This is a genomic window from Methylobacterium oryzae (assembly GCF_021398735.1).
In the GTDB taxonomy this organism is placed as follows: Bacteria; Pseudomonadota; Alphaproteobacteria; order Rhizobiales; family Beijerinckiaceae; genus Methylobacterium.
Map to the genome: position 1 here is coordinate 4,509,328 of NZ_CP090349.1, position 23,481 is coordinate 4,532,808.

20 protein-coding genes are annotated in these 23,481 nt (G+C 70.9%); 10 read left to right on the forward strand and 10 right to left on the reverse strand.

Features of this window, described 5'->3' with window-relative positions; genetic code table 11:
* The first annotated feature begins 144 nt into the window (after positions 1-144).
* Positions 145-2,127, forward strand: coding sequence for an acyl CoA:acetate/3-ketoacid CoA transferase (locus LXM90_RS21595; RefSeq protein ID WP_020091719.1), 1,983 nt, complete (start codon positions 145-147; stop codon positions 2,125-2,127).
* An 81-nt stretch (positions 2,128-2,208) separates the two neighbouring features.
* On the opposite strand, the gene LXM90_RS21600 is transcribed toward LXM90_RS21595, so the two are convergent.
* On the reverse strand, positions 2,209-3,621 hold the full coding sequence (locus tag LXM90_RS21600; RefSeq protein ID WP_026604721.1) for a class I SAM-dependent methyltransferase: 1,413 nt from the start codon (positions 3,619-3,621) through the stop codon (positions 2,209-2,211).
* 110 nt (positions 3,622-3,731) lie between these two features.
* Here LXM90_RS21600 and LXM90_RS21605 point away from each other — a divergent pair, with 110 nt between their 5' ends.
* The 3 genes from LXM90_RS21605 (at position 3,732) to LXM90_RS21615 (ending at position 6,379) form a co-directional block, all read left to right on the forward strand.
* Complete coding sequence (locus tag LXM90_RS21605) at positions 3,732-4,544, forward strand: glycosyltransferase family 2 protein (protein WP_042673236.1); 813 nt, start codon at positions 3,732-3,734, stop codon at positions 4,542-4,544.
* Positions 4,545-4,634: 90 nt separating this feature from the next.
* Complete coding sequence (gene mdcB / locus LXM90_RS21610; protein WP_020091716.1) at positions 4,635-5,549, forward strand: triphosphoribosyl-dephospho-CoA synthase MdcB; 915 nt, start codon at positions 4,635-4,637, stop codon at positions 5,547-5,549.
* Between the two features lie 95 nt (positions 5,550-5,644).
* A complete protein-coding gene (locus LXM90_RS21615) occupies positions 5,645-6,379 on the forward strand; it encodes a DUF3750 domain-containing protein (RefSeq protein WP_020091715.1) in 735 nt (244 codons plus the stop codon).
* A 52-nt stretch (positions 6,380-6,431) separates the two neighbouring features.
* Here the strand turns inward: LXM90_RS21615 and mqo are convergent, their stop codons facing one another.
* From mqo to LXM90_RS21635, 4 genes are all read right to left on the reverse strand, one after another.
* Complete coding sequence (gene mqo / locus LXM90_RS21620; protein ID WP_020091714.1) at positions 6,432-8,162, reverse strand: malate dehydrogenase (quinone); 1,731 nt, start codon at positions 8,160-8,162, stop codon at positions 6,432-6,434.
* A gap of 568 nt (positions 8,163-8,730) precedes the next feature.
* Positions 8,731-9,279 (reverse strand): lipocalin-like domain-containing protein, encoded by a 549-nt coding sequence (locus LXM90_RS21625; protein WP_234081041.1) that lies wholly within the window; start codon positions 9,277-9,279, stop codon positions 8,731-8,733.
* Positions 9,280-9,425: 146 nt separating this feature from the next.
* The gene (locus tag LXM90_RS21630) at positions 9,426-10,550 is read right to left on the reverse strand and encodes a DUF2778 domain-containing protein (protein WP_020091712.1); all 1,125 of its coding nucleotides are present in this window, start codon (positions 10,548-10,550) and stop codon (positions 9,426-9,428) included.
* 229 nt (positions 10,551-10,779) lie between these two features.
* Positions 10,780-11,574, reverse strand: coding sequence for a lytic murein transglycosylase (locus LXM90_RS21635; protein ID WP_020091711.1), 795 nt, complete (start codon positions 11,572-11,574; stop codon positions 10,780-10,782).
* A gap of 676 nt (positions 11,575-12,250) precedes the next feature.
* On the opposite strand from LXM90_RS21635, the gene LXM90_RS21640 reads away from it, so the two are divergent.
* On the forward strand, positions 12,251-12,937 hold the full coding sequence (locus LXM90_RS21640) for a class I SAM-dependent methyltransferase (RefSeq protein ID WP_020091710.1): 687 nt from the start codon (positions 12,251-12,253) through the stop codon (positions 12,935-12,937).
* A gap of 50 nt (positions 12,938-12,987) precedes the next feature.
* Positions 12,988-13,599, forward strand: a complete 612-nt coding sequence (locus tag LXM90_RS21645) for a membrane protein (RefSeq protein ID WP_020091709.1) — start codon at positions 12,988-12,990, stop codon at positions 13,597-13,599.
* Positions 13,600-13,639: 40 nt separating this feature from the next.
* Here the strand turns inward: LXM90_RS21645 and LXM90_RS21650 are convergent, their stop codons facing one another.
* On the reverse strand, positions 13,640-15,331 hold the full coding sequence (locus LXM90_RS21650) for an aminotransferase class III-fold pyridoxal phosphate-dependent enzyme (protein ID WP_020091708.1): 1,692 nt from the start codon (positions 15,329-15,331) through the stop codon (positions 13,640-13,642).
* A 32-nt stretch (positions 15,332-15,363) separates the two neighbouring features.
* Here LXM90_RS21650 and asd point away from each other — a divergent pair, with 32 nt between their 5' ends.
* On the forward strand, positions 15,364-16,275 hold the full coding sequence (gene asd, locus LXM90_RS21655; RefSeq protein ID WP_020091707.1) for an archaetidylserine decarboxylase: 912 nt from the start codon (positions 15,364-15,366) through the stop codon (positions 16,273-16,275).
* 10 nt (positions 16,276-16,285) lie between these two features.
* Here the strand turns inward: asd and LXM90_RS21660 are convergent, their stop codons facing one another.
* The 4 genes from LXM90_RS21660 to LXM90_RS21675 all read right to left on the reverse strand — a co-directional run bounded on the left by LXM90_RS21660 (position 16,286) and on the right by LXM90_RS21675 (position 19,503).
* Positions 16,286-16,822, reverse strand: coding sequence for a methyl-accepting chemotaxis protein (locus LXM90_RS21660; protein WP_020091706.1), 537 nt, complete (start codon positions 16,820-16,822; stop codon positions 16,286-16,288).
* Complete coding sequence (locus tag LXM90_RS21665; RefSeq protein WP_081636447.1) at positions 16,822-18,033, reverse strand: Tar ligand binding domain-containing protein; 1,212 nt, start codon at positions 18,031-18,033, stop codon at positions 16,822-16,824. Before LXM90_RS21665 ends, LXM90_RS21660 begins: the two co-directional genes overlap by 1 nt.
* A 318-nt stretch (positions 18,034-18,351) precedes the next feature.
* On the reverse strand, positions 18,352-18,654 hold the full coding sequence (locus LXM90_RS21670; RefSeq protein WP_020091704.1) for a hypothetical protein: 303 nt from the start codon (positions 18,652-18,654) through the stop codon (positions 18,352-18,354).
* A gap of 138 nt (positions 18,655-18,792) precedes the next feature.
* A complete protein-coding gene (locus tag LXM90_RS21675) occupies positions 18,793-19,503 on the reverse strand; it encodes a GntR family transcriptional regulator (protein ID WP_026604719.1) in 711 nt (236 codons plus the stop codon).
* A 112-nt stretch (positions 19,504-19,615) separates the two neighbouring features.
* On the opposite strand from LXM90_RS21675, the gene LXM90_RS21680 reads away from it, so the two are divergent.
* The 3 genes from LXM90_RS21680 to LXM90_RS21690 are packed head-to-tail and all read left to right on the forward strand — an operon-like array spanning position 19,616 to position 23,414.
* Complete coding sequence (locus tag LXM90_RS21680; protein ID WP_020091702.1) at positions 19,616-20,674, forward strand: zinc-dependent alcohol dehydrogenase; 1,059 nt, start codon at positions 19,616-19,618, stop codon at positions 20,672-20,674.
* Positions 20,671-21,687 carry an NAD(P)H-quinone oxidoreductase gene (locus LXM90_RS21685; RefSeq protein ID WP_026604718.1) on the forward strand — a complete coding sequence of 339 codons (1,017 nt, stop codon included), beginning with the start codon at positions 20,671-20,673 and terminating at the stop codon, positions 21,685-21,687. The genes LXM90_RS21680 and LXM90_RS21685 overlap by 4 nt, the downstream gene beginning before the upstream one ends.
* Positions 21,687-23,414 (forward strand): acetolactate synthase catalytic subunit, encoded by a 1,728-nt coding sequence (locus tag LXM90_RS21690; protein ID WP_234081042.1) that lies wholly within the window; start codon positions 21,687-21,689, stop codon positions 23,412-23,414. Before LXM90_RS21685 ends, LXM90_RS21690 begins: the two co-directional genes overlap by 1 nt.
* Positions 23,415-23,481 lie beyond the last annotated feature (67 nt).

Consider the following 23,481-nt stretch of genomic DNA (forward strand, 5'->3'; position numbering starts at 1 on the left):
GTGCAATAACGATCGTATTCAAAACTCAGCCGATCTCCGGGGCCGAGACGTCCCGGCACCACGGGGGCGGCGCATGGCACAGTCGGAGGCGACGGGCATCACGGCCGGCCGCACCTCTACGTGCCGGGGAGGATCACGGGCTCCATGAGGAAGAACAAGGTCATCTCGGCGGAAGAGGCGATCGCGCTGATCCGCGAGAACGACGTCGTGACCACCACGGGGTTCGTCCAGAGCTGCATCCCGGAGGCCCTGCACGCCGCCCTCGAGAAGCGGTTCGTCGAGACCGGATCACCCCGCGGCCTCACCCTGATCATGACGGCCGGCGCCGGCGACAGCAAAGGGCTCGGCACCGGCCGCCTGCACCATGACGGCCTTCTCACGCGGGTCATCGCGGCCAATTTCGGCCGCATGCCCAAGGTCGCCAAGGCCGCGCAGGACAACCTGATCCGCGGCTACAACCTGCCCCAGGGCGTGATCTCCCAGCTCTACCGGGCCTGCGCGGCGGGCCAGCCGGGTCTGTTCTCGAAGGTCGGCCTGAAGACCTATGTCGACCCGCGCCACGGGGGCGCCAAGGTAAACGAACTGACTACCGAGGACATCGTCAAGCTCGTCGAGGTCGATGGCGAGGAGTGGCTGTTCTACACGGCGACCAAGATCGACGTGGCCTTCATCCGGGCCACCTCGGCCGATCCGTCGGGCAACCTCTCCTACGAGAAGGAGGCGCTGACCCTGGACTGCCTCGCCCAGGCCATGGCGGCCCGCAACAACGGCGGCATCGTCATCGCCCAGGTCGAGCGCATCGTTGACGACGGCTACCTTCTGCCGAAGGACGTGCGCGTGCCCGGCATCCTCGTTGACTGCGTGGTGGTCGCCGAACCCGAGATGCACCGGATGAACTACGGCGTGATGCACGACGCGGCGCTCGCCGGCGAGATCCGGGTCCCGGTCACCGGCATCAAGCGGATGGCGCTCAACGAGCGCAAGATCATCGCGCGCCGCGCCGCCTTCGAGCTGCCGCCGAACGGCGTGGTCAATCTCGGCGTCGGCGCGCCCGAGGGCATCTCGTCGGTCGCCAACGAGGAGAAGATCACCCCCTACATCACCCTCACCACCGAGGCGGGCGCGGTCGGCGGGGTGCTGGCGTCCGGTTCGAGCTTCGGCGCGGCCACGAACGCCGACTGCATCATCGACCAGAACCAGATGTTCGACTTCTACGACGGCGGCGGCCTCGACATGACCTGCCTGGGCATGGCCGAGTGCGACGCGGCCGGCAACGTCAACACCTCGCGGTTCGGCGGCAAGCTGAACGGCTGCGGCGGCTTCATCAACATCTCGCAGAACGCCCGCACCGTCGTGTTCGCCGGGACGTTCACGGCCGGCGGTCTCGAGATCGCGGTGTCCGACGGTCAGGTGCGCATCGTGAACGAGGGCAAGGCCCGCAAGTTCGTCACCCAGGTCCAGCAGAACACCTTCTCGGGCCCCTACGCGGTCGAGCGGTCGCAGCCGGTCCTCTACGTGACCGAGCGCTGCGTCTTCCAGCTGACTCCGGAGGGCTTGGAACTGATCGAGGTCGCGCCGGGGATCGACATCGAGCGCGACATCCTCGCCCACATGGATTTCGCGCCCGTCGTGCGCAATCCGGTGCCGATGGATCCGCGCATCTTCCGCGAGGAGCCGATGGAGCTGATCTCTGATCTGCTCAACCTCGATCTGAAGTCCCGCGTCAGCTACGACGGCGAGCGCAACATCCTCTTCGTCAACCTGGAAGGCTGGTACTGCCGGGTAAAGGGCGACATGGACGAGCTGCGCATGACCATCGTCGAGGCCTGCCGGAAGGCGGGCCAGCGGGTCAACGCCGTGATCAATCACGACGGCTTCCGGCTCAACGAGAACTTGGTCGACGACTACGCCGGCATGGTCCAGTACCTGCAGGCGAACTACTACGCGACCACGACCCGCTACGCGACCAGCGCCTTCCTGCGCCTCAAGATGGAGGAGGCCCTGAACAAGCGCGGGGTCGCGCCGCACGTCTTCGAGCGCAAGGAGGAGGCGCAGGCCTTCGTCAGCAGCACCGAGGACAAGAAGGCCCGCAAGCGCATCTCCCCGGCGGTCGCGTCGGCGGCGTGACGGCCGGCCGGGTCCGCTCCGGGCGCGCCGGGCGCGCCGGGCGCCGCTCGCGCCACGGCGCGGTCGGTGCCGCGGCCAGCCTCAGGCGACCGGCAGGCCGAGGACCCGCCGCGATTCCTCGGACAGCACCGCGTGGCGCGCCGATTCGGGGCCGTCATTCGGCGTCCGCGCGGCCGCCTGCGTGACGAGGTCCCGGAACCGCTTCTTGTCGAGGGCGCGGCCGCGCAGGCTTCCGAGCACGGCGTCCAGCACCATGCGGACCGCCCGGGCGCGCTGGCGCTCGCGCTCCAGTTCGGCGGCGAGCAGCGGATCCCCGAACTGGGCCGCGCCGAGCGGCGCCACCAAGACGGCGCCGTCGATGACGGCGGGATCCCGGTCGTCGGTCTCGACCGCAGAATCCGTGATGCCGTCGAGGATCTTGGTCGCTTCGGTCAGCAGGATCTTGTGCTGGACCGCCGCCGAGAGGTTCCCCGGAACCTTCTGGCTCGCCGCGGCGATCAGGCGCTTGAACTCGGCCCGATCCAGCCCGAAACGGCCGATGCTGGCCCGGAGCGCCGCCAGCACGGTGCGGAGCGCCTCGGTCCGGTAGGTCGCCTTGAGGAGCTGATCCCGCAGCGCCCCCGCCGAGGCCATCTCGACGAAGGACGTCTCGGGCAGTTGCTGCACCTGCTCCGCCAGCTCGACGATGGCGCGCTGCATCAGCGCGGTGCGCTGCTCGCGGATCTCGTCCGGCGCCAGCTGCTCGCGTCCCTTGCGGAGCCACACGAAGAATTCCGTCGCGTCCCGGTCGAGGAAATCCTCGACGCGCAGATCGATGTAGCCGAGCTGCGCCAGCTCCAGGATCATCAGATTGAAGCTCGCCGGCACGAACACCCAGGCATGGGCGTCGGCGTAGTAGGGCAGTTGCGCGGCGCCGAGCCACTGCGGCTCGTCGGTGAGCGGATTCGCGGGAATGGCCGGCCGCGTGTCCTGGCCCGACCAAGCGCCGACCGTGCCGTTGTCCTTCAGCGCCATGTTCAGGGCGTAGTCGATGTGGGTCCGGACCGTGTGCCGGTTCCGCTTCTCCAGGAACGCCGCGACCGCGTCCGCCGTCCCGGTGAGGGAACGGTAGAAATCGAAGCATTTGCGCTTGTCGGGCACGGCCAGGATCACCACGCCGTCCGGCCGAAGCAGCGTCTCGGCGGCGCGCAGGAAGGTCACGATGTCGGTCGTGTGCTCGATGACGTGGCTGGCGATGAACGCGTCGAAGGTGCCGTGCTGGTCGACCGGGACCGCGTCCGCGATCGAGCCGCCTGTCCAGACGAAATCCACCTCCTCGATGCGGTCGACCGTCTGGTCGTGATACTTCTCGATGAGCTCCGAGCGCGGCGCGTGATCGATGACGAACGTGTTCCAGCCGTCGCGCTTCGGCGCGAGCGGGCTGAAGCTCGGGCCAATCTCCACGATGCGGGCGTCCTTGGTCAACGACCTCAGGAGTTGCTGCGCACGATCCATTGCCACTAAGCTCCGATCAAACGCTTCGCGAATGCGCTGTAGACGCGCGGTGAAGGCCGCGTTGGCGGGAAGGAATACCGTTGCACAAGAGGCCGCTCGCCGCCGTCACGATGGCCTACAACGAGAAGACCATGCTTCCGCTCTGGCTGAAGCACTACGAGCGACAAGTCGGGGCTGAAAACTGTTATATCCTCGACCACGGTTCCGACGACGGCTCGACGACCGGACTGCGCGCGAACGTCGTCCGGTTGCCGCGGTTGCCCCTGAACGAGTGGGAGCGCGCCCACACGGTCAGGGATTTCTGCGCATCGCTGTTCATCGGCTTCAAATATGTTCTCTATGCGGATAGCGACGAGCTGATCCTCCCCGATCCGGACGTATCGTCTACTCTCTCCGATTACATCGCCGCGCGGCCGCTGCCCCCCATCCTCGATTTGTTCGGGGCCGACGTCATGCACGTCGGGGACGAGGCCCCTATCGACGTCGCGGCACCGATCTCCGGCCAGCGGGGCTACATCCGGCCGATATCCACCCTGTGCAAGGCGACCATCGTGTCGGAGCGGGTCGACTGGCACGTCGGCTTCCACTGCCTGATCCAGGACCACCGCCCCGATTTCCGCGACCTGTTCCTGTTCCACCTGGCGTATCTGGACCACGACATCCTCTTCAGGCGTCAGCAGAAGCGGAATGCGGCCGCGCCGATCGGCATCCCGAACTCCCACCACGCCATCGACCCGACGGAGTTCCTGGCCTTCGTGAAGGCCGATATCGGTCGCGTCCCGCGCCGCCCCGTTCAGATGCGTCCGGGTGAGGCCCATTTCGAGACCACGAAGCGGTTGTTCGCCGACGCGATCGAGCGCAAGAGCGCGATCCAGGCGCCCGACCTCTGGACGCTGCCCGAGCGCTTCGTCGGATCCTTCTAGGGCAGGACAGTCGAACCGGCTCGGAGAACGCCGCGTCTGTGCCGGCACGGCCATCCGGTATATCTCGGGCCGCCCGACGCCGCTTCGGCCATGCCGGCGAACCCTTGGGGAGCTTCGACCCTGCGCGACGATCAGAGCCTCATCGCGCCGGGCGCGGACCGGAGCAACGCCGCCGCGCCCTGGGCCGAACGCGTCGCGGATCTCGCGCACGCGGCGCTCATCGGCGAACTGGAGACCTGGCCCAAGCCCGGCCTCGTGAGCCCGGTCGATTCCGGCAGCCACGACGACATGGATGCGGAGACGCTCCGCCGCAGCGCGGCGGCGCTCCGGCCGTTCTTCGCGGAACTGGTCGCGGCGGGCGCCCGCGATGCCGTAATGGCGGAACTCCGGGCAATCGGTCTGGCCGCCGAGACCGCGATGATGCGGGCGACCGGCGGCGTCAACGCGCATCGGGGCGCCATCTTCTCGCTGGGGCTGATCTGTGCCGCGGCGGGAGCGCGGGGCGTGGGGCCCGGTGCGGAGCGCGCGAGCGCCGAAGGGCTGGCGGAGGCGGTCAGTCACCTCTGGGGGACAGCGATCACCCGGGCGCCGGTCTCGGCCGTCAGCCACGGCGGCCGCGCGGCGCGGCGCTTCGGCGTCGGTGGCGCCAGCGCCGAGGCCGCGGCGGGCTTTCCGACCATCCGCGCCGTCGCCCTGCCCGCTCTCCGCTTCGGCCGATCGTGCGCCCCCCACGATGCCGAGGCGGCCCGCGTGCACTGCTTCTTCGCCCTCCTGGCGGTCGTCGACGACACGAACCTCCTGCACCGCGGCGGTGCCGACGGCCTCGTCGGCGCGCGCGCGGCCGCCGCGACCTTTGTCGACGCCGGAGGCATCGCGGCCCCCGACTGGCGGGCGCGCGCGGCGGCGATCCACCGCGCCTTCGTGGCCGCGCGCCTGAGCCCCGGCGGCTGCGCCGATCTCCTCGCCGCGACGCTGCTGCTGGACGCCCTCGCCTCCCCACCCTGACGCGCGCGCAGCCCCGGGGCGCGTCGGTCGCAGTTTCGCGGATGCGGGCTCTACCTACATGCGGATTCTATCCCGCCCTCCCCCCCGGACCGCCCGTGACCCTGTTCAGGATCGCCCTCCTCGCGCTCGCCGCGCTCTTCCTCGTGCCGGTGGCGATCTCCGCCCTGCTCTACGCGACGCGGGCGAGCGGCGACTGGCGTCTGGCGGATCGATCCAGCGCCGGCCTGCTGCCGCGCGCGGACGCGCATCCCGGCGCCGTGCTGCGCATCTTCTCGGCGCGGACCGTGAGCTGGCGCGGCATCGTGGCCACGCACAGCTGGATCGTCGTCAAGGAGCGCGGCGCCCGCGCCTACAGCCGGTTCGACTACACGGCCTGGGGCCAGCCGATCTGGATCGACCGGTTCGTGCCGGACGGACGCTGGTTCGGGAACCCGCCGACGGTGGTGTTCGCGGCCGACGGCGCCGAGGCGGAGGCGATGCTCCCGCGGATCCGGCAGGCCGTGGCCGAATACCGGTTCAGCCGGCCCGGCGACTACGTCGTGTGGCCCGGCCCGAACTCGAACACCTTCGTGGCCGCCGTCATGGCGGCGGTGCCGGAGATCCGCGAGAGCCTGCCCACCACCGCGATCGGCAAGGACTTCCCCTATGACGGGCGCTGGATCGGCCTGACGCCGTCGCGGACCGGGATCCGCATCAACCTCGGCGGCTATGCCGGGGTAACCCTCGGCTGGGTCGAGGGCCTGGAGCTGAACCTGCTCGGCGGCGTCGCCGGGATCGACCTGCGCCGGCCCGGTCTCAAGCTGCCGGCCCTGGGTCGGGTCGGGCTCTGAGCACCGACGCGCTCCCGGGGCGCGCGACCGTCGGCGCCCCGGGACGCGCCGCTCACGGCGCGAGGTCGTGGACCGGCTCCTTCACCGGCGTGGCGCTGCTGTTCAGCACGGTGCTGCCGGTCGAGACCGGCTTCAGCACGGCCCGGTCGATCTGCGGCGGGGTCGGGAGCTGGAGCTGCGCGCTCGTGTCGGCCCACTCGCGCGCGACGCGGTCGGGATCGTCGTTGAGCTTCGTGCCGTAGCTCGGCACGATCTCCCGGATCTTCGCCTGCCATTCCGGCGTGGCGACCTTCTGGGCGAAGACCTTCTCCAGCACCTGCAGCATGATCGGCGCCGCCGTGGAGGCGCCGGGCGAGGCCCCGAGGAGCGCCGCGATGCTGCCGTCCCTGGCGTTGACGATCTCGGTGCCGAGCTTCAGCACGCCGCCCTTGTTCGGGTCGCGCTTGATGATCTGCACCCGCTGCCCCGCCTGCCAGAGGCGCCACTCCTCCTTCTTGGCCTTCGGGAAGTACTCGCGCAGCGCCGCGATCCGGTCGTCGTCCGACAGCATCAGCTGCCCCGCCAGGTACTCGACCAGCGGGAACTCGTCGACGCCGACCTTCATCATCGGCCAGATGTTGCTGGTGGTCGTGGAGCTGAGGAGGTCGAAGTACGAGCCCTCCTTCAGGAACTTGGTCGAGAAGGTCGCGAACGGCCCGAACAGGATCACGCGCTTGCCGTTGATCACGCGGGTGTCGAGATGCGGCACCGACATCGGCGGGGAGCCTACGGACGCCTTGCCGTACGCCTTGGCGAGATGGAGCGTGGCGACGTCGGGATTGTCGTTGATCAGGAACGAGCCGCCCACCGGGAAACCGGCATACTCGTCGCCCTCGGGGATGCCGGATTTCTGCAGGAGGTGCAGGGCACCGCCGCCCGCGCCGATGAACACGAACTTGGCGTCGGTCGTCCGGCGCGTCCCGTCCTTCAGGTTCTTGGCGGTCACCCGCCACGAGCCGTCGCCGTTCTTGGTGATGCTCTCGACCTCGGTGGAGAGCCGGAGGTTGAAGCTCGGCTGCTTCTTCAGGTGGGCGACGTACTGGCGGGTCACCTCGCCCCACTCGCAGTCGGTCCCGAGCGGCGACCAAGTCGCGGCGACCTTCTGCTTCGGGTCGCGGCCCTCCATCATCAGCGGCACCCACTTGCGGAGCTGCTCGGGATCCTCCGAGTACTCCATGCCGGCGAAGAGCGGGCTCGCCTTCAGGGCCTCCCAGCGCTTCTTCAGGTAGGCGATGTTGTCGTCGCCCCAGACGAAGCTCATGTGGGGCGTGTAGTTGATGAAGGCGCGCGGGTCCGTCATCACGCCGGTCCTGACCTGATGGGCTAGGAACTGCCGGGTCACCTGGAACGCCTCGTTGATCTCCACCGCCTTGGCGATCTCGATCTGCCCGTTCTTCTTCTCGGGCGTGTAGTTCAGCTCCGCCAGGGCCGAGTGTCCTGTGCCGGCGTTGTTCCAGCCGTTCGAGCTCTCGAGGGCGACCTGATCCAGCCGTTCGACCATCTGGATCGACCAGTTCGGCTCCAGCGCGTTCAGCCAGACGCCCAGCGTCGCGCTCATGATCCCGCCGCCGATCAGCAGCACGTCGACCTTGCTGTCCGCGCCCTCGGCCAGGGCCAGCGCGCCCGGCAGGGCCGCCAGCGCTAGGCCGGTGGCGGCCGTGCCGAGGAGCCGCCGCCGGCTCAGGGGCAGCACGTCCGCGGCCCGGCGGTCGCGCCGGTGTTGGGTCTCGTCGTCGCCACGCATGGGCAGATCCCGCTTTTGCGTACCGCACGGCCCGATCGGCCGCCGCGCGTACGGAAGACACTCGATGCGACGGGCGCGAATCCCGCCCGTCCGGCCTTCCGGATCGTTTCCCCGTTCCCGTCGCGGCACGCTCGCGGTCTCGCTCAACCCGGCACGACGGTCCTGCCCTGGCCCGCATCGCGTCCGTCGTCCCCGAGCCGCACGGATCGTGGGACGACGGGGCGCGCTCGCGCGACGCAGAGGCCTTCCCTCCGCCTAGGCGCGCGATCTCGCCGGAGAACGGATCACCGGTTCAAGACCTCGCTCGCGCGGTGGCGCGATTGCCGGGTGGGCGGGAAGATGCTGGCTGGCTTGGCTCAGCAGATTGATGGTGGCCTCATAGAGGACGGGGCCTGAAAGGACAATTACTGCCAGGGTTGCAATCGCCGCCATCCTGTCAGTCCGTCGCGACGACCGGCGCGCATGGCGGCGACCCGCCGATAGACTGGCCGCGATCGGTCGCCCGATCCGTCGCCCGGTCCGTCGCCCGGTCCGTCGCTCGACGCGACGGCGTGGCGAAGGCGCGCCGCTACGGGATGTGCTTGAACCGGATGATACTGCGCGACAGGCGGCCGTCATCCCAGTTGGGCATCACGCGCCAGGGAGTCGTGACGTCGGCGTAGTCGCCGTCGATATGGATGGTGCGGCGCTGCTCGGTGCCGACCCATTCGGGCGCCCACGCGGTCTGCACGCTGGTGACCCACTGGTCACCCTCGATCCGGTAGCGGCCGATATAGGCGACGAGGGTCTTCATCAGCGCGGCCCGCTCGGCGTCGGTGGTCGCCGGCGTGCGGGCGCTGCCCTCGAGGTTGAAGGCGACCCAGCCGTCCTTGGTGAAGATGACGCGACCGCGCGGCGTGCCGCCCATGGCGTCGACGAGCGTGCCGGTCTCCTTGTCCTCGACCTTGTAGGAGACGAGTTCCCAGGTGCCGACGATCCGGTCCGCCAAGCGCGCCCCGACCACCGCCGCGCCGACGCGGTCCGGCGCGGAGGCGCTCCAGGCCAAGTCGGCCGCCAGGACACCGGAGAGCGCCAGGAGGATTCGGACGGCCGCGGCGGCCGATCGTTGTGCGGGCATGGTCTGGACCGGGGACTCGCGTGTCGCGGCGCCGGAACGCGCCGCCACCGCGTTCTGCGGGCCGGCACGGCGCGTTCCAAGCGCCGCGCGAGCAGTGCTGGTAGACCGTCTGCGCGCTTGCGGCCGTTGCCGCGGGCGAGCCGTCGTCAGCCGCCGTTGCGGGCCATGCGGGTCGTGACCGTGCCGGCGGCGAGGCTCGGCAGCGGGTCCTGCGTGCCGCTGACGACCACCAGCCGCTGAACCTCGCCGCGCAGGAAGGCCTGGAGGAACCGGTCGTAGTCGCGGAACGATACGCAGCCGTTCGAGTCGCCGCGCGGGCCCAGCATATAGGTGTGTGCCAGCAGGCCGACACGGCCGTAGACCGCCTCGTTGCCGCCGACCGGCGTGAGGCGGATCGCCCGCACGCCGTGGAAGGGCCGTTCGCGCTCGGTGAGATCGTAGGTGCCGGGCGGAGTCGGGCCGCGCATCCGGACGTTGACGAGGCGCGGCTCGTCCAGCCCCTCGCCCAGGCCGGAATGCGCCTCCAGGCGCTCGCCGTTCGGAAGGGTCACGGTCCGGGCTGCGATGTTGTAGACCGCGATGCCGGCCGAGGGGCCCGGATCCCGGGCCGGGGCCAGCGGCGGCGAGACGCGCTGCTGCGGCGGCGCGACGTCAGCCGGCTTGCTCTCGAGCGCCGTGTAGGCCAGCGCCGGTCCGCGCTCGATGCCGAACAGCTTCTCGATGAACGAGCGCTCTTCGGGTTGGGGGATAGGCTGAGCCGCCTGCGGCATCTCGCGGCGCGCCATGCGCCGGTCGGACCGCCGGGCGAGTGCGGTGCCCGCGGGCCCGCGGAACTCGGGCGGACGGGGGATCGGCAGCGGGACCACCATCGCGCTGAGCGGTGTCTCGGTGACCTGCGTTCCGGGCTGCGCGTCGGCGCCGGCATCGGCGCTTTCGGGGACGGGTTCGGGCGTCAGCGAGGGTGGGGCGATCTGATTCCAGGCCCATCGTGACTGCGAATTGCCGAGGGCGTCGCGACCGGGCTCGGGCGATTCGGCGGCCTCCGGCTCGGCGGCGGCGGTCTCGGCCCTGTCCTCCGCGGACGGTGCGGGCACCGGCGCTTCCGTCCGGGCGTTCTCGATGCCGGTTATCGGGACCGGGGCGCGATGCAGGACGCTGCCCCCGAGGGCGGCGAGCGTCACCGCGCCGGTGAGCACCGTCAGGGGCGCGAGCCAAGTGCTGCGCGCGTTCCGGGTCTTGAGGCCGTCCAGCGGCACGGATTCGACAGCCATCGCGGTTGCCCATGCTCCTCGTCGCGAGGCGGGGCTTGCCGGCTGCCGCCTTCCGCACAGGATACGGATCCGCGGCGGGCGGACCGGCCCCGCTCAGCGTGAGACAGCGGGGTCGGGCCGGCTTTTCTGGGGCGATGCGATGGTCGATCTTGGCTCGATCGGGACCATTTTCGGGCGCGCCGCCGCAGTTCTCGCAATACGTCTCGGTCTATTCGAGGCCGAGATACTGCTAATTGTTGTCGATCTGGCGCCCGAGAATGGCGATCGCTTTCTCGTAGACCGGCGCCGCGTTCCAGCCCTGGATCGCCGCGAAGTTCGGCTCGCCGGGCTGGTAGCCGGCGCCGGCCCGCCAGCCATGCGCCTTGAGGAAATTGGCCGTGGACGACAGGGCGGCGCCGACGTTGTTGAGGTCGCCGGTGCCGTAGGCCAGCACGTTCTTCGGCAGGAACTGGGTGTGCCCGACCTCACCGTGCGCCGCGCCGCGGGTATTCGGTGTCAGGAGCCCGCGATCGACCAGGGTCAGCGCAGCGTAGAGCTGGTCCGTGAAGTATTCGGAACGCCGGCAATCGTAGGCGAGCGTCGCCACCGCGGAGAGCGTGTTGACGTTGCCGCGCACCGCGCCGAAGCCGGTCTCCATGCCCCAGATCGCCAGGAGCGGGCCCGGCGGAACGCCGTAGCGCTGCTCGATCGAGTCGAAGAGGGCCGCGTTCTGCTGCTTCAGCGCGCGGCCCCGCTTGACGATGGTCGGGCCGCCGCGCTTGGCGAGAAACTGCTCCAGCGACAGCTTGAAGCTGTGCTGCCCCCGGTCCGCCGAGATGGTGGCGGTCGAGTAGGTTGTGTTCTGCAGCGCCGCGAGGCTGGCCGCGCTGGCCCGGCCGCGCGCCTCCTCGGCGAATTGCCGCTTCCACGCATCGAAGCCGGCCGCGGTGTTGCCGCACTGCGCGGCCTGCGCCTGCCCGGCGCTGAGAGCGATCCCGGCGAAGGCCGCGACCGCGATGGTCTGACGCCGCAAATTCTCGATCACGCGAAACACTCCTTCGGCGCGTCGTCGCGCCCTGTCCTGCTGGGGATACCGGGTCACATCTCGTCGATATCAGGGCGAGAAAATGTCGAAGGCGCGACCTGCAGGCTTCCCGCCCTCAAATCATCGCGCATCTCGGGATCTGCGACGAGACCGCAACGGCAGGGTCTTCGGAGCATCGTGAACACCGCGTGTGCGAGAAGCCGACGCGCGGCCGATGCGCGGCCGAGGCGTTCGTCACCGGGCAAGATCAGGTAGCTCGAAGGGTCGCATATCACCCCTCGTGCATAGATGTGACGCGTGGCACATCAGTATTTTGCCAGCAAATGGAATGGCCGTTGGCGTGTTTGACGGACATGTCACAAGCTTGTCAAACGAACGACATAGCTTTGCCGGCGGAAAGACTTCTGCGGAGAGGCGGGGTGGGGTCGTTGATGATCCGGGCGGCGTGGCACGATCGAGATCCCGCCTCCCTCGCCCATTGTGACCGCCCCCTGCCTTGTCGCGACGCCGCTCGGCGCTCTCGAGGCGGACAAGCGCGAGCCCTTGGCTGGATCTTGGTCTGACCGACGGACGCGCGGTGACGCGAACTGAGCTGGTGAACGCCTGCCTCAGACCTGCAGCCCACGGTCGAGGCGAGCCGTCGGGCCGACCTAGCCGACAACGAGACAGGACGCCCATGGCCCTCGGAATGCACGACACCGGTTCCTCGCGCGCGGGCACGCTCGGACCCGATCTCGACCGCGACGGCGTCGCCAAGGCCTACGGCCGCTGGGCCCCGGTCTACGATCTGGTCTTCGGGCCCGTCTTCGCGCAGGGCCGTACCCTGGCGGCGGCCGCCGCCGAACGGATCGGCGGCCGCATCCTGGAAGTCGGCGTCGGCACCGGCCTGTCGCTGCCGGCCTACAGGCGCGCCCGCAGCATCGTCGGCATCGATATCTCGGCCCCCATGCTCGAGAAGGCGCGTCAGCGCGTGGCGCGGCTGCGTCTGCGCAACGTGGAGCGCCTCGCCGTCATGGACGCCGAGCAGCTCGACTTCCCGGACGCCGCCTTCGACGTGGTGGTGGCGCAGTACGTCGTCACGGCTGTCCCCAATCCCGAGGCGGCGCTGGACGAGTTCGCCCGGGTGCTGCGCCCCGGCGGCGAGATCGTGATCACCACGCGGATCGGCGCCGAGGCCGGCCTGCGGCGCGCGGTGGAGCGCACCCTCGCTCCGGTGACGAGCCGCCTCGGATGGCGGACCGAGTTCGCCTGGGAGCGCTACGCGGCCTGGGCCGCCGGCGCGCCGGTGGAGATCGTCGAGCGCCGGGCGCTCCCGCCGCTCGGCCACTTCTCCCTGCTGCGCCTGCGCAAGCGCGCCGCCTGAACGCGCAACAGCTTCGACCAACCCACCACCATCGATCGGGGACCCACATCATGGCGAGTTTTCGGGAGGCACTGCGCGTTCAGCGCTGGGACGACCACCGCTACTATCACCACAACCGCGTCAATCAGAGCTTGCACGTGGTGAGCGCGATCAGCTTCCTGGTCGCCTACGCCCTGGCGTTCAGGGATCCGGCCACGGCGGCCCTGATCGGCTGGCTGGTGGCGATGACCTCGCGGCAGGCCGGCCACCTGTTCTTCGAGCCCAAGGGCTACGACCACGTCAACGACGCGACCCACGAGCACAAGGAGGAGATCAAGGTCGGCTACAACCTGCAGCGGAAGGTCGTGCTCCTGGCGATCTGGGCCCTGTCGCCCCTGCCGCTCTACTTCGACCCGAGCCTGTTCGGCCTGATCGCGCCGCACCAGAGCACCGCGGACCTGATCCGCAACGTCGGCTGGATCTGGCTGTGGCTGGCGCTCGCCGGCCTGCTGTTCCGGATGGTGCAGCTCTTCGTCCAGCGCGACGTCCAGACCGGCCTCGTCTGGGTGACCAAGATCCTCACCGACCCGTTCCACGACATCAAGCTCTACCACAAGGCGCCGCTGGCCCTGCTGCACGGCGAGCTGGTCGAGGAGCGGGAGCCGCACGAGCGCGGCGCCTGAGCGGGGGGCGCGCGCCGGGCCCGTTCCCCGGCGCGCCGGATCAACCCTGATCCGGTGCCCGCAGGCCCAGGCGGGCCCCGAGGCCGCCCAGACGGATGGCCGCGACCTCCCGCAGGATCGACCGGCGGATCGCCCTGTCGCTCGGCGCGCCGCCGTCCCACCAGCCGTCCGCCCGCATGGCCCGCGCCGCCGCCTCGAAGCGCGTCGCCACGGCCTCGAAGGCCGCGTCGTCGTACGCGAGGCTGAAGATCATCCGGCCGGTCCCGACCCACGACAGGGCCAGCCCCTCGGCGCGCAGGTAGAATTGCAGCATCCAGTTGTAGCGCGACGGCTCGGTGTACAGGACCGTCCACACCGTCGACATGTTGGCGACCCGCACCGGCAGGCCGGCCTCCGCCAGCCGGGCGTTCAGGTGACGTGCGCGCGCGTCCCAGGTCGCGTCGAGGTCGGCGTAGAGTGCGGCCACCGCCGGGCTGTCCAGCCGGTCGAGGAACGCGCCCATCGCTCCCATCACGTAGGGATGGGCGTTGAAGGTGCCCCGCGCGAAGCAGATGTCGACGGGCCGGTCCTCCCTGTACCGGCGCATCAGGTCGGCGCGCCCGCAGAGGACGCCGACCGGCAGGCCGCCCCCCAGGGTCTTGCCGTAGGTGACCATGTCGGCGCGCAGGCCGAAATACGCCTGCGCGCCGCCGCGGGCGAGCCGGAAGCCGAGGAAGACCTCGTCGAGGATCAGCACGATGCCGCGGGCACTGCACACCGCCCGGAGGTCGTGGAGCCACTTGGTGTAGGCGGCGCGGTCGAAGGACGCCCTGCGGCCGCTGTCGACCAGCGCGGAATCGGCCGGCGCGCCGGCATTCGGGTGCATCGCCTGGAGCGGGTTGACCAGGACGCAGGCGACGTCGCGGCGGCCGGCGAGCACCCGCAGCGTCCGTTCGGACATGTCGGCCAGGGTGAGCGTGTCGCGGGTCGGGACCGGGTTGCCGATGCCCGGCTGCACCTCGCCCCACCAGCCGTGATAGGCGCCGCACAGGCGGACGATCCGGCGGCGGCCGGTGTGGTAGCGGGCGAGCCGCACGGCCTGCATCACCGCCTCGGTCCCGGACATGTGGAACGAGACCTCGTCGAGGCCCGAGATCGCCTTCAGCCGCGCGACGTTGCCGGTGACGACCGGGTGGAGCGGCCCGAGCACGGGACCGAGGGCCGAGACCCGCGCCGCGCCCTCCTCCAGGCAGGCCCGATAAAAATCGACGCCGAACAGGTTCACGCCGTAGGAGCCGGCGAGGTCGTAGAAGACGTTGCCGTCGAGGTCCGTGACGGTGACGCCGGCGGCGGCGGCCGCGAAGGCGCCGGTGCCGAGATGGGCGCGCACGTGCCGGGCGTACTGGAACGGCACCCGGTAGAGCCCGGTGAACTGGAGATCCGAGAGCCCGTCGCGGACCGCCTCGGTCTCGGCGCGTGTCCGGGCGAAGCGCGCCCGGAACAGGTCGGAGAGCCGCGCGAAGCCGGCCTCGCGCCGGCGCGCCACCGCCTCGTCCGGATCGTCCGACCGGAAGAAGGCGCGCTCCGAGTAGGCGTAGTTCGGGATCAGCCCGGCGACGCGCCGGGCCATGCGGGCGTGGCCGGTGAGCGAGCGATGCTTCGCCCGGGAGAGCTGCAGGCGCTCGGCCGCCCGCGGCAGGGCGAGCACCGCGGCGACGGTGGTGGCGGACAGGGTGACGAGGAGCGCGGACATCGCCCCGCGCCCTACCGGAGGCGGTTCACGGCATGATGACGGTTTCCGGATCCCGGCTGCGGACGGTTCTGGCGCGTGTCGGGGCGCAGGAGGATCTCAACTTCCTGCTGACGAACCGCCTGCCGCGCCGTCTCGCCACCCGCTTCATGGGCTGGTTCAGCCGGATCGAGCAGCCGCTGATCCGCGACCTCTCGATATCGACCTGGCGGCTGTTCTGCGACGTCGACCTCCGCGACGCGCGGGAGACGCACTTCCCCAGCCTCCACGCCGCCTTCGTGCGGGCCCTGCGCCCCGGTGCCCGGCCGATCGCGGCCGATCCGGCCGTGCTCACGAGCCCCAGCGACGCGATCCTCGGGGCCCATGGGCGCATCGAGGCCGGACGCCTGTTCCAGATCAAGGGCCTGTCCTACCCGCTCGCCGACCTGCTCGGCGGGGATGTCGCGCTGGCGCGCGCCCACGAGGGCGGCAGCTACGCCACCCTGCGCCTGACGGCCGGGATGTATCACCGATTCCACGCGCCGCACGACCTGCGGGTCGAGTCGGTGCGCCATATCTGGGGCGACACCTGGAACGTGAATCCGATCGCCCTGAAACGCGTCGAGGCGCTGTTCTGCCGGAACGAGCGCGCCGTCCTGCGCCTGCGCCTCGCGGAGGGCGGCCACGCGGTGACGCTGGTGCCGGTGGCGGCCATCCTCGTTGCCGGGCTGCGGCTCGGCTTCCTGCCCGAGGGTCTCGCCCTGCGCGAGACGGGCGGACGGACCCTGCCCACCGCGGCGCGCCTCGCGAAGGGCGCCGAGATGGGCTGGTTCGAGCACGGCTCCACCATCGTGGTGCTGACGCCTCCGGGCTTCACGCTCTGCCCCGGGCTCGCCGTCGGATCGATCCTGCGGGTCGGCGAGCCCCTGATGCGGCTGCCACCGCTCCCCGGATCGCCCGGCCGCTGAGCGTGTCGCCTCAGGCGGCCCGCACCGCTGCCAGGTACTCCGCGACCGCCGCGTTCAGGGTCTCCGACTGTCGCGACAGGGCGGTGGCCGCGTCCAGGGCCGCGGCCGCGGTCCGGCCGGTCTCGCCCGCGGCCTGCGTGATGCGCCCGATCGTGACCGTGACCGCCTGGGTGCCGTCGGCGGCCTGGCTGACGTTCCGCACGATCTCCTGCGTCACCGCCTCCTGCTCCTCCATCGCGGCCGCGACGCCCGTGGCGATGGTCCGAAGGTCCAGGACAGCGGCGGTGATCGCCTGGATGACGTCGACCGCGCGGTGGGTCTCCTTCTGAATGGTCGCGACCTGTTCGGAGATCGTCTCGGTCGCCCGGACGGTCTGCGCCGCCAGCGCCTTGACCTCGGTGGCGACGACGGCGAAGCCGCGTCCCGCCTCCCCGGCGCGGGCCGCCTCGATGGTGGCATTCAGCGCGAGCAGGTTCGTCTGCGCGGCGATCCCGGCGATCAGGCTGACCACGGTCCCGATCCGCTCGGCGCCGTCGGCGAGGCTCATCACGAGGGTGTTCGTCTCGACGCCTCAGTGGCCGCGCGCCGGGCCATGTCCGAGGAGCGCGTGATCTGGCCGTTGATGGACCCGATCGACGTGGCCAGTTCCTCGCCGGCCGCCGCGACGGTCTGAACGTTGACCGCTGTCTGCTCGGCCGCCGAGGACACCTGGAGCAGCTGCGTCGCGGTCTCGCCGGCGCTCCGGTCCATCGTCGCGGCGGCGGCTTCCATGGACGAGGCGCTGGCGGACAGCGCCTCGGTCAGGCGATCCATCCGGGCACGGAACGCCGCGGTGGCGCTGTCCAACGTCTCGGCGCGGCGCGCCTTCGCGGCCGCCTCGTTGGCGGCGGCGGCATCCGTCGCGCGCTTCGCGACGAGCGCGTCCTTGAAGACCTGGACAGCCTTGAGCATCGCGCCGATCTCGTCGCCGCGGTCCGCACCGTCGATCCGCACGTCGAGGTCGCCCGCGGCGAGACGGGTCATCGTTGCCGTGGTCCGCGCGATCGGGCGGGTGACTTGGACGAGGATCACGCGGATGCCGTACCCGACCGCGAGCGCGGCCCCGGCGAGTGTCGCGAAGAGCAGGATTCGCAGGCGCCGCGCCATCGCGTCCGCGCGTTCGAACTCGGCGCGGGCCTCGCGGACCTGCAGGTCGGACAACTCGCCGATGGCCGCCGTCGTCGGACCCATCGCGCGGAGCAGATCGATCCGGGTCGCGGTCACAGCGTCGAGGTCCCCCTTCGTCAAGGCGCGGACGAGGTCGGTGACGATCGCCACGTCCCGATCGAATCGCGTCGTCAGGCTCGCGACGAGCTGTGCCTCCTCGGGCGTGAGGTACGTGGTCAGGTAGGCGGACCAGGCTTCCTTCGCCCGTGCCAGCTGGCGATCGAGGATCGTCACGGCTTCGGACGCCTGAATCGCGTGGAACTCGAAATCCCGCGTCGCGGTCAGCATGGCATCGAAGGCATCGCGCATCGCGCCGAACTGGCTGAGCGGCATGACCCTGTCAGCGTAGATCGATTCGAGGCCCCGGAAATCTCTGTAGAGCGCGTAATTGCTGAGCGCTGCTGATCCTACGAGGAGTGTACCCAGCACCCCGAGAAGCGCGAAAAGCCTACCTTTGATCGTGTGAATCATCGATGGCGACCGTATCGTAGTCGGAGTCTCGAGCGACGATGGCGGTCTAACACTCCGCATGAGCGTTTCAAGAATTTTCATGTCCTTCGAGACGGCGATACCGTGAAAATTTCACGCCGTAGGATCTGGTTTTTTGAGAAAAACGACAGTTTATTGAGATCAAGATTTGTTCATCGGTTCGATCGTGCGAGCAATGTTAATTCTGTTCCTCGGATGGACGTTGAAACGCGGGCGTTCAGGTGATGCGTCCAGTTCGATGCCGGCGGCTCCGTGAACGCCGCGCAGCACCACAGCTACGACTCGCGCACAGCGCCGTCGATTCTGCGGAACGGTGTCCTGCTGTAGCCCGGTGTACAGACCTTCGGGTGGCGGGCCGCGTTCGACGACGAAGCCTGCCGCTCAGCGCTGCACGGCCTCGATATCATCCTCGTAGATCGAGTCCGGCTGGCAGGCGTGCCATTCCTTCTTCTCGTCCGCCTGCCCCTTGCGGCCCCAGCAATAGCCCGCCTGCGCCAAGCGTCCGCTCAGCCGATCGCGCAGCCGACACTGCTCACGCGTGATGGCGGGATCGCCGGTGCTCTCGCAGGCGCGTGCGGCGTTCGCCTCGGCCGTCAGCAATTCCGGGACGGTCGGAAGCTGCTGCTGGGCGCGCGCGCCCGTGGCGGCGAAGACCAGAGCGAGGACGGCGAGATCGGCGCGCATGGGCGCACGATAATCGAGCTCCGGCGTTCCGCAACCGCGGGCCAATCGACGCCGGCGCCTTTGGGGCCGTGGCCGCCGAGGTCGGCTCGTTGCTTCGGCCATCGATCGATCGCTCATGGACTCTCCGCGAGCCGGTCATCACCCTGTGGCGGCCGCGCGGACATGCGCGAACAGGCCGCTCCCGCCGCGCTCGATGTCCTCGCGCACGGCATCCCGGGCCGCCTCCGGGTCACCGCGGCGCAGGGCGTCGATGATGCGGCGATGGGGGTGCGGCTCCCAGTCGGGGACGCCGTCATCGTAGAGGTGCGACAGGATCGGGCCGCAGCGCACCCACAGCAACTCCACGATCTCGTACAGGATCGGCATCTGTCCGAGCCTGCACAGCGTCAGGTGAAACTCGGTGTTGAGGTTCACCGCCCGCGCGAAGTCGCGGCTCGCGTGACAGTGCGAGATCTGCGCGTGGATCGCCTCGAGGTCGTCGACCTCGGCCGCGCGGCTGGCTGCCCCAGCGGCGGCGGCACGCCCCTCGAGATCGGTGCGGATCGCCCGGATCTCCAGGAGCTGATCCAGGGTCAGGCGGGGCACGACGACGCTGCCGCGCGCGTCGAGGGCGAGGGCCTTCTCGGCGACGAGCCTGAGAAGGGCCTCGCGCATGGGGGTCGCGCTGATGCCGAACCGGGCCGACATCGGCCGGAGCCGCAGGCGCGTGTCGGGTCGCAACTGCCCGCGCATCAGCGCGACGCGCAGCTCGCGGTAGGCCCGCTCGCTCAGGCTCTCCTTGACGATCGGACGGACCCAGTCCGGCACGATATCGCCTGTTTCCGGTTCGGACGCCGAAGCGCTTGACATATTCCTCCCCTTCGTCCGATGTTTGTTATAACAAATTACGCCTAGCGTCGACGGCACGTGCCGCGAGGCAGGCCGCCGGGCCGGCAGGCTCGGCGGGAGACAGGGGACGGAAATGCTTGCGTTACGCAAGGCGACCGCCGCCTTCGGGGCGGACCTCGTCCACGTCGATGCGCCCGCTGCCCCGGGCACGGGACGCGTCACCGTCGCGGTCGCCGCGGCCGGCATCTGCGGCAGCGACATCCACGCCTTCGAGTGGACCCCGGGCTACGGGTTCATGACCGCGTTCATGCCGGTCACTCTCGGTCACGAGTTCTCCGGGACGGTCCGGGCGGTGGGGGACGGCGTGACCGCGCTCGCGGTCGGCGACCGAGTCACCTGCTGGCCGACGGTGCCGTGCGGCGCCTGCGCGGCCTGCGCCGCCGCGCGGCCGCAGGATTGCCAGGGCCGCCGCATCGTCGGCCTGCACGCCGACGGGGCCTTCGCCGAGCAGGTCGTCGTCCCGGCCGACAATTGCCGCCGCCTGCCGGACGGGTTGCCGCTGACCGTCGCGGCCCTGGCGGAGCCGCTTGCGGTCGCGGTCAACGCGGTGGATGTCGCGGAGGTCGGTCCCGGCGACCGCGTGGCGGTGCTCGGGCCGGGCCCGATCGGCCTCTGCATCGCCTTCGTGGCACAGCAGCGGGGCGCGGACGTGCTGCTCGCCGGGCTCGACGACGCCGCGCGCCTCGACCTCGCCCGGCGGATCGGCATCCGCCACACGGTCGATCTCGCCGACATCGGCCTGGACGACGCCGTCCGGCGCACCTTCGACGGGGAGGCCGACCGGGTGGTCGAGGCGACCGGTTCCGCCCGGTCGGTCAGTGACGGGTTGGCCGTCCTGCGCTCGGGCGGCGTGATGGTGGTGGCCGGCATCCATTCCGGCTCCCTCGACCTCGACCTGACGGGTTTCGTGCGCAGCAAGCAGCAGCTGCGCGCGGCCCACGACACGACGGCCCGCGCCTTCGACGCCGCGCTCGCGCTCCTCGCGGCGCATGCCGGGACGCTGGCGGCGCTGATCACCCACCGCCGCCCCCTCGCGGAAGCCGGGGCGGCGTTCGAGCTGGCGCGCAGCCGGCAGGCCATGAAGGTGCTGCTTCTCCCGGAAGCGGCGGCGAGCCGGGAAACGGAGCGATGAGCATGGGCATGCGAGCCGTGATCGCCGACGGACAGGGCGGTCCCGAGGTCCTCCGGATCGTCGAGCGTCCGCGCCCGGAGCCGGGACAGGGCCAGGTGCTCGTGCGCGTCGAGGCCGCGGGCATCAACCGTCCGGACGTGATGCAGCGCGAGGGCCGCTACCCGCCGCCCCCCGGCGCCTCGGACGTGCTCGGGCTCGAACTCGCCGGGATCGTCGAGGCGCTCGGGCCCGGCGCGGGCCGCTTCCGGACCGGGGACCGGGTGATGGCGCTGGTCCATAGCGGCGCCTACGCCGAGTGGGCCGTCGTCGACGAGGCGGTCGCTCTGCCCGTGCCGGAGGGCCTCCCGGCGGTCGAGGCGGGGGCGATCCCCGAGACCTACTTCACCGTCTGGAGCAACGTGTTCGAGCGCGCCCGGCTGCAGGCGGGCGAGAGCCTCCTGATCCACGGCGGCTCCTCGGGTATCGGCACCACGGCGATCCTGCTGGCGAAGGCCCGGGGCGCCCGGGTGATCGTCACCGCGGGCTCGCCCGAGAAATGCGCGGCCTGCCTGACGCTCGGCGCGGACGCGGCCATCGATTATCGGCGGGAGGATTTCGTCGCCGCGGCCAAGGCCGCCACCGGCGGGAGCGGGCCCGACGTGATCCTCGACATGGTCGGCGGCCCCTACATCGCCCGCAACCTCGATGCCGTGGCGGTCGACGGGCGCATCGCGCAGATCGCCTTCCAGCAGGGCTCGCGGGTGGCGGAGATCGACTTCCAGCCGCTGCTGATGAAGCGGGTGACGCTCACGGGCTCGACGCTGCGCGCCCGGCCGGTGGCCCTGAAGGCGCGCCTCGCCGAAGCCCTCGCCGAGCACGTCCTGCCGCTGCTCGCGGCGGGCCGCGCGCGGCCGCCGATCGATTCCGTGTTCCCGTTCGAGCGGGTCGCGGAGGCCCATGCCCGCATGGATGCGGGCCAGCATATCGGGAAGATCGTCCTGTCGATGGGCGACGCCGCGCACGGGAGCCGCTGATGTCCGAGATGTCCGAGCGCGCCAACATGACCGGTGCCCACGCCCTCGCGGCCGCGCTCCACCGGCACGGCGTCCGCGACGTGTTCGGCCAGAGCATCCCCTCGGCGCTGTTCCTGGCCGCGCCGCACCACGGCATCCGCCAGATCGGCTACCGCACCGAGAACGCGGGCGCCGCCATGGCCGACGCCTACGCGCGGATCTCCGGCCGGGTCGCGGTGGTCGCGGCCCAGAACGGTCCCGCCGCGAGCCTGCTGGTGCCGGGCCTCGCGGAAGCCCTGAAGGCCTCGATTCCGGTCGTGGCGATCGTCCAGGACGTCCACCGCCGCTTCACCGACCGGAACGCCTTCCAGGAACTGGACCACCTCGCCCTGTTCGCGGGCGTCGCCAAGTGGGTCCGCCGGGTCGCGGTCGCCGAGCGCATCGACGACTACGTCGACATGGCCTTCGCGGTCGCGGCCTCCGGGCGGCCCGGGCCGGCGGTGCTGCTGGTGCCCCTGGACCTCCTCGACGAGCGGCCGGACTTCGAGGCCGCCGCGCCGCGCCGGTCGGCGATCCTGGGCACCTACCCCCTCGACCGCACGGTCGCCGACCCGGCCCGGATCGCCGAGGCCGCGGACCTGATCGCCGGCGCGCGGCGTCCCCTCGTGATCGCGGGCGGCGGCGTCCATTCCTCCGGGGCCTACCCGGAACTCGCGGCCCTGCAGGGTCTCGGACTGCCGGTCGCCACCACGGTGATGGGCAAGGGGGCCGTCGCCGAGACCGACCCGCTCTCCGTCGGCGTCGTCGGGTACTTCATGTCGCCGCGGGCGCGCTCGTCCCACCTGCGCAGCCTCGTCACGGAGGCCGACGTCGTCCTCCTCGTCGGCAACCGCACCAACCAGAACGGCACTGACAGCTGGTCGCTCTACCCGGCGGACGCCCGCTTCATCCATCTCGACGTCGACGGGGGCGAGGTCGGCCGCAACTACGAGGCCCTGCGCCTCGTCGGCGACGCCAAGCTGACCCTCGCCGCCCTCGCCGAGGCGCTCCGGCAGCGCGACCTCGCGGGATTGGAGGGCCGCCGCGCGCCGCTCGCCGACACGATCGCCCGCGCCCGCGAGGCCCAGGCCGGCGACATGGCCCGCCTCGTCGACATGGAGGCCGCGCCGATCCGGCCGGAGCGGATCATGGCGGAGATCGACGCGGTCACGACCGCCGAGACCGTCGTCGTCGCCGACGCGAGCTACGCCTCGATCTGGATCGCCAACTTCCTGACGGCGCGGAAGGCCGGCCAGCGCTTCCTGACGCCGCGCGGCATCGCGGGCCTCGGCTGGGGCCTGCCCTTCGCCCTCGGCGCCAAGGCCGCCCGCCCGGACGCGCCCGTGATCTGCGTGACCGGCGACGGCGGCTTCGGCCACGTCTGGTCGGAGCTGGAGACGGCGCGGCGCATGCGGCTGCCGGTCATCGTCGTCGTCCTGAACAACCAGATCCTCGGCTACCAGAAGCACGCGGAGCTGAGCCTGTTCGGCGACTTCACCGACGTCTGCGACTTCGAGGCGGTCGACCACGCCGCCATCTCGCGGGCCTGCGGCTGTGCCGGGACGCGGGTCGAGCGCCCCGAGGATCTCGCACAGGCGCTGCGCGACGCGCTCGCCGGCGGCGCCGTGACGGTGATCGACGTGATCACCGACCAGCGCGCCTACCCGCCGATCACCAGCTTCGAGGGCAAGGACGCCCTCGCCTACTGACGCCGACGATTGACCCGACCGGAAGGCGCGCGAAGCGCCGGGTCGACGACTGACACGGGAGGAAACG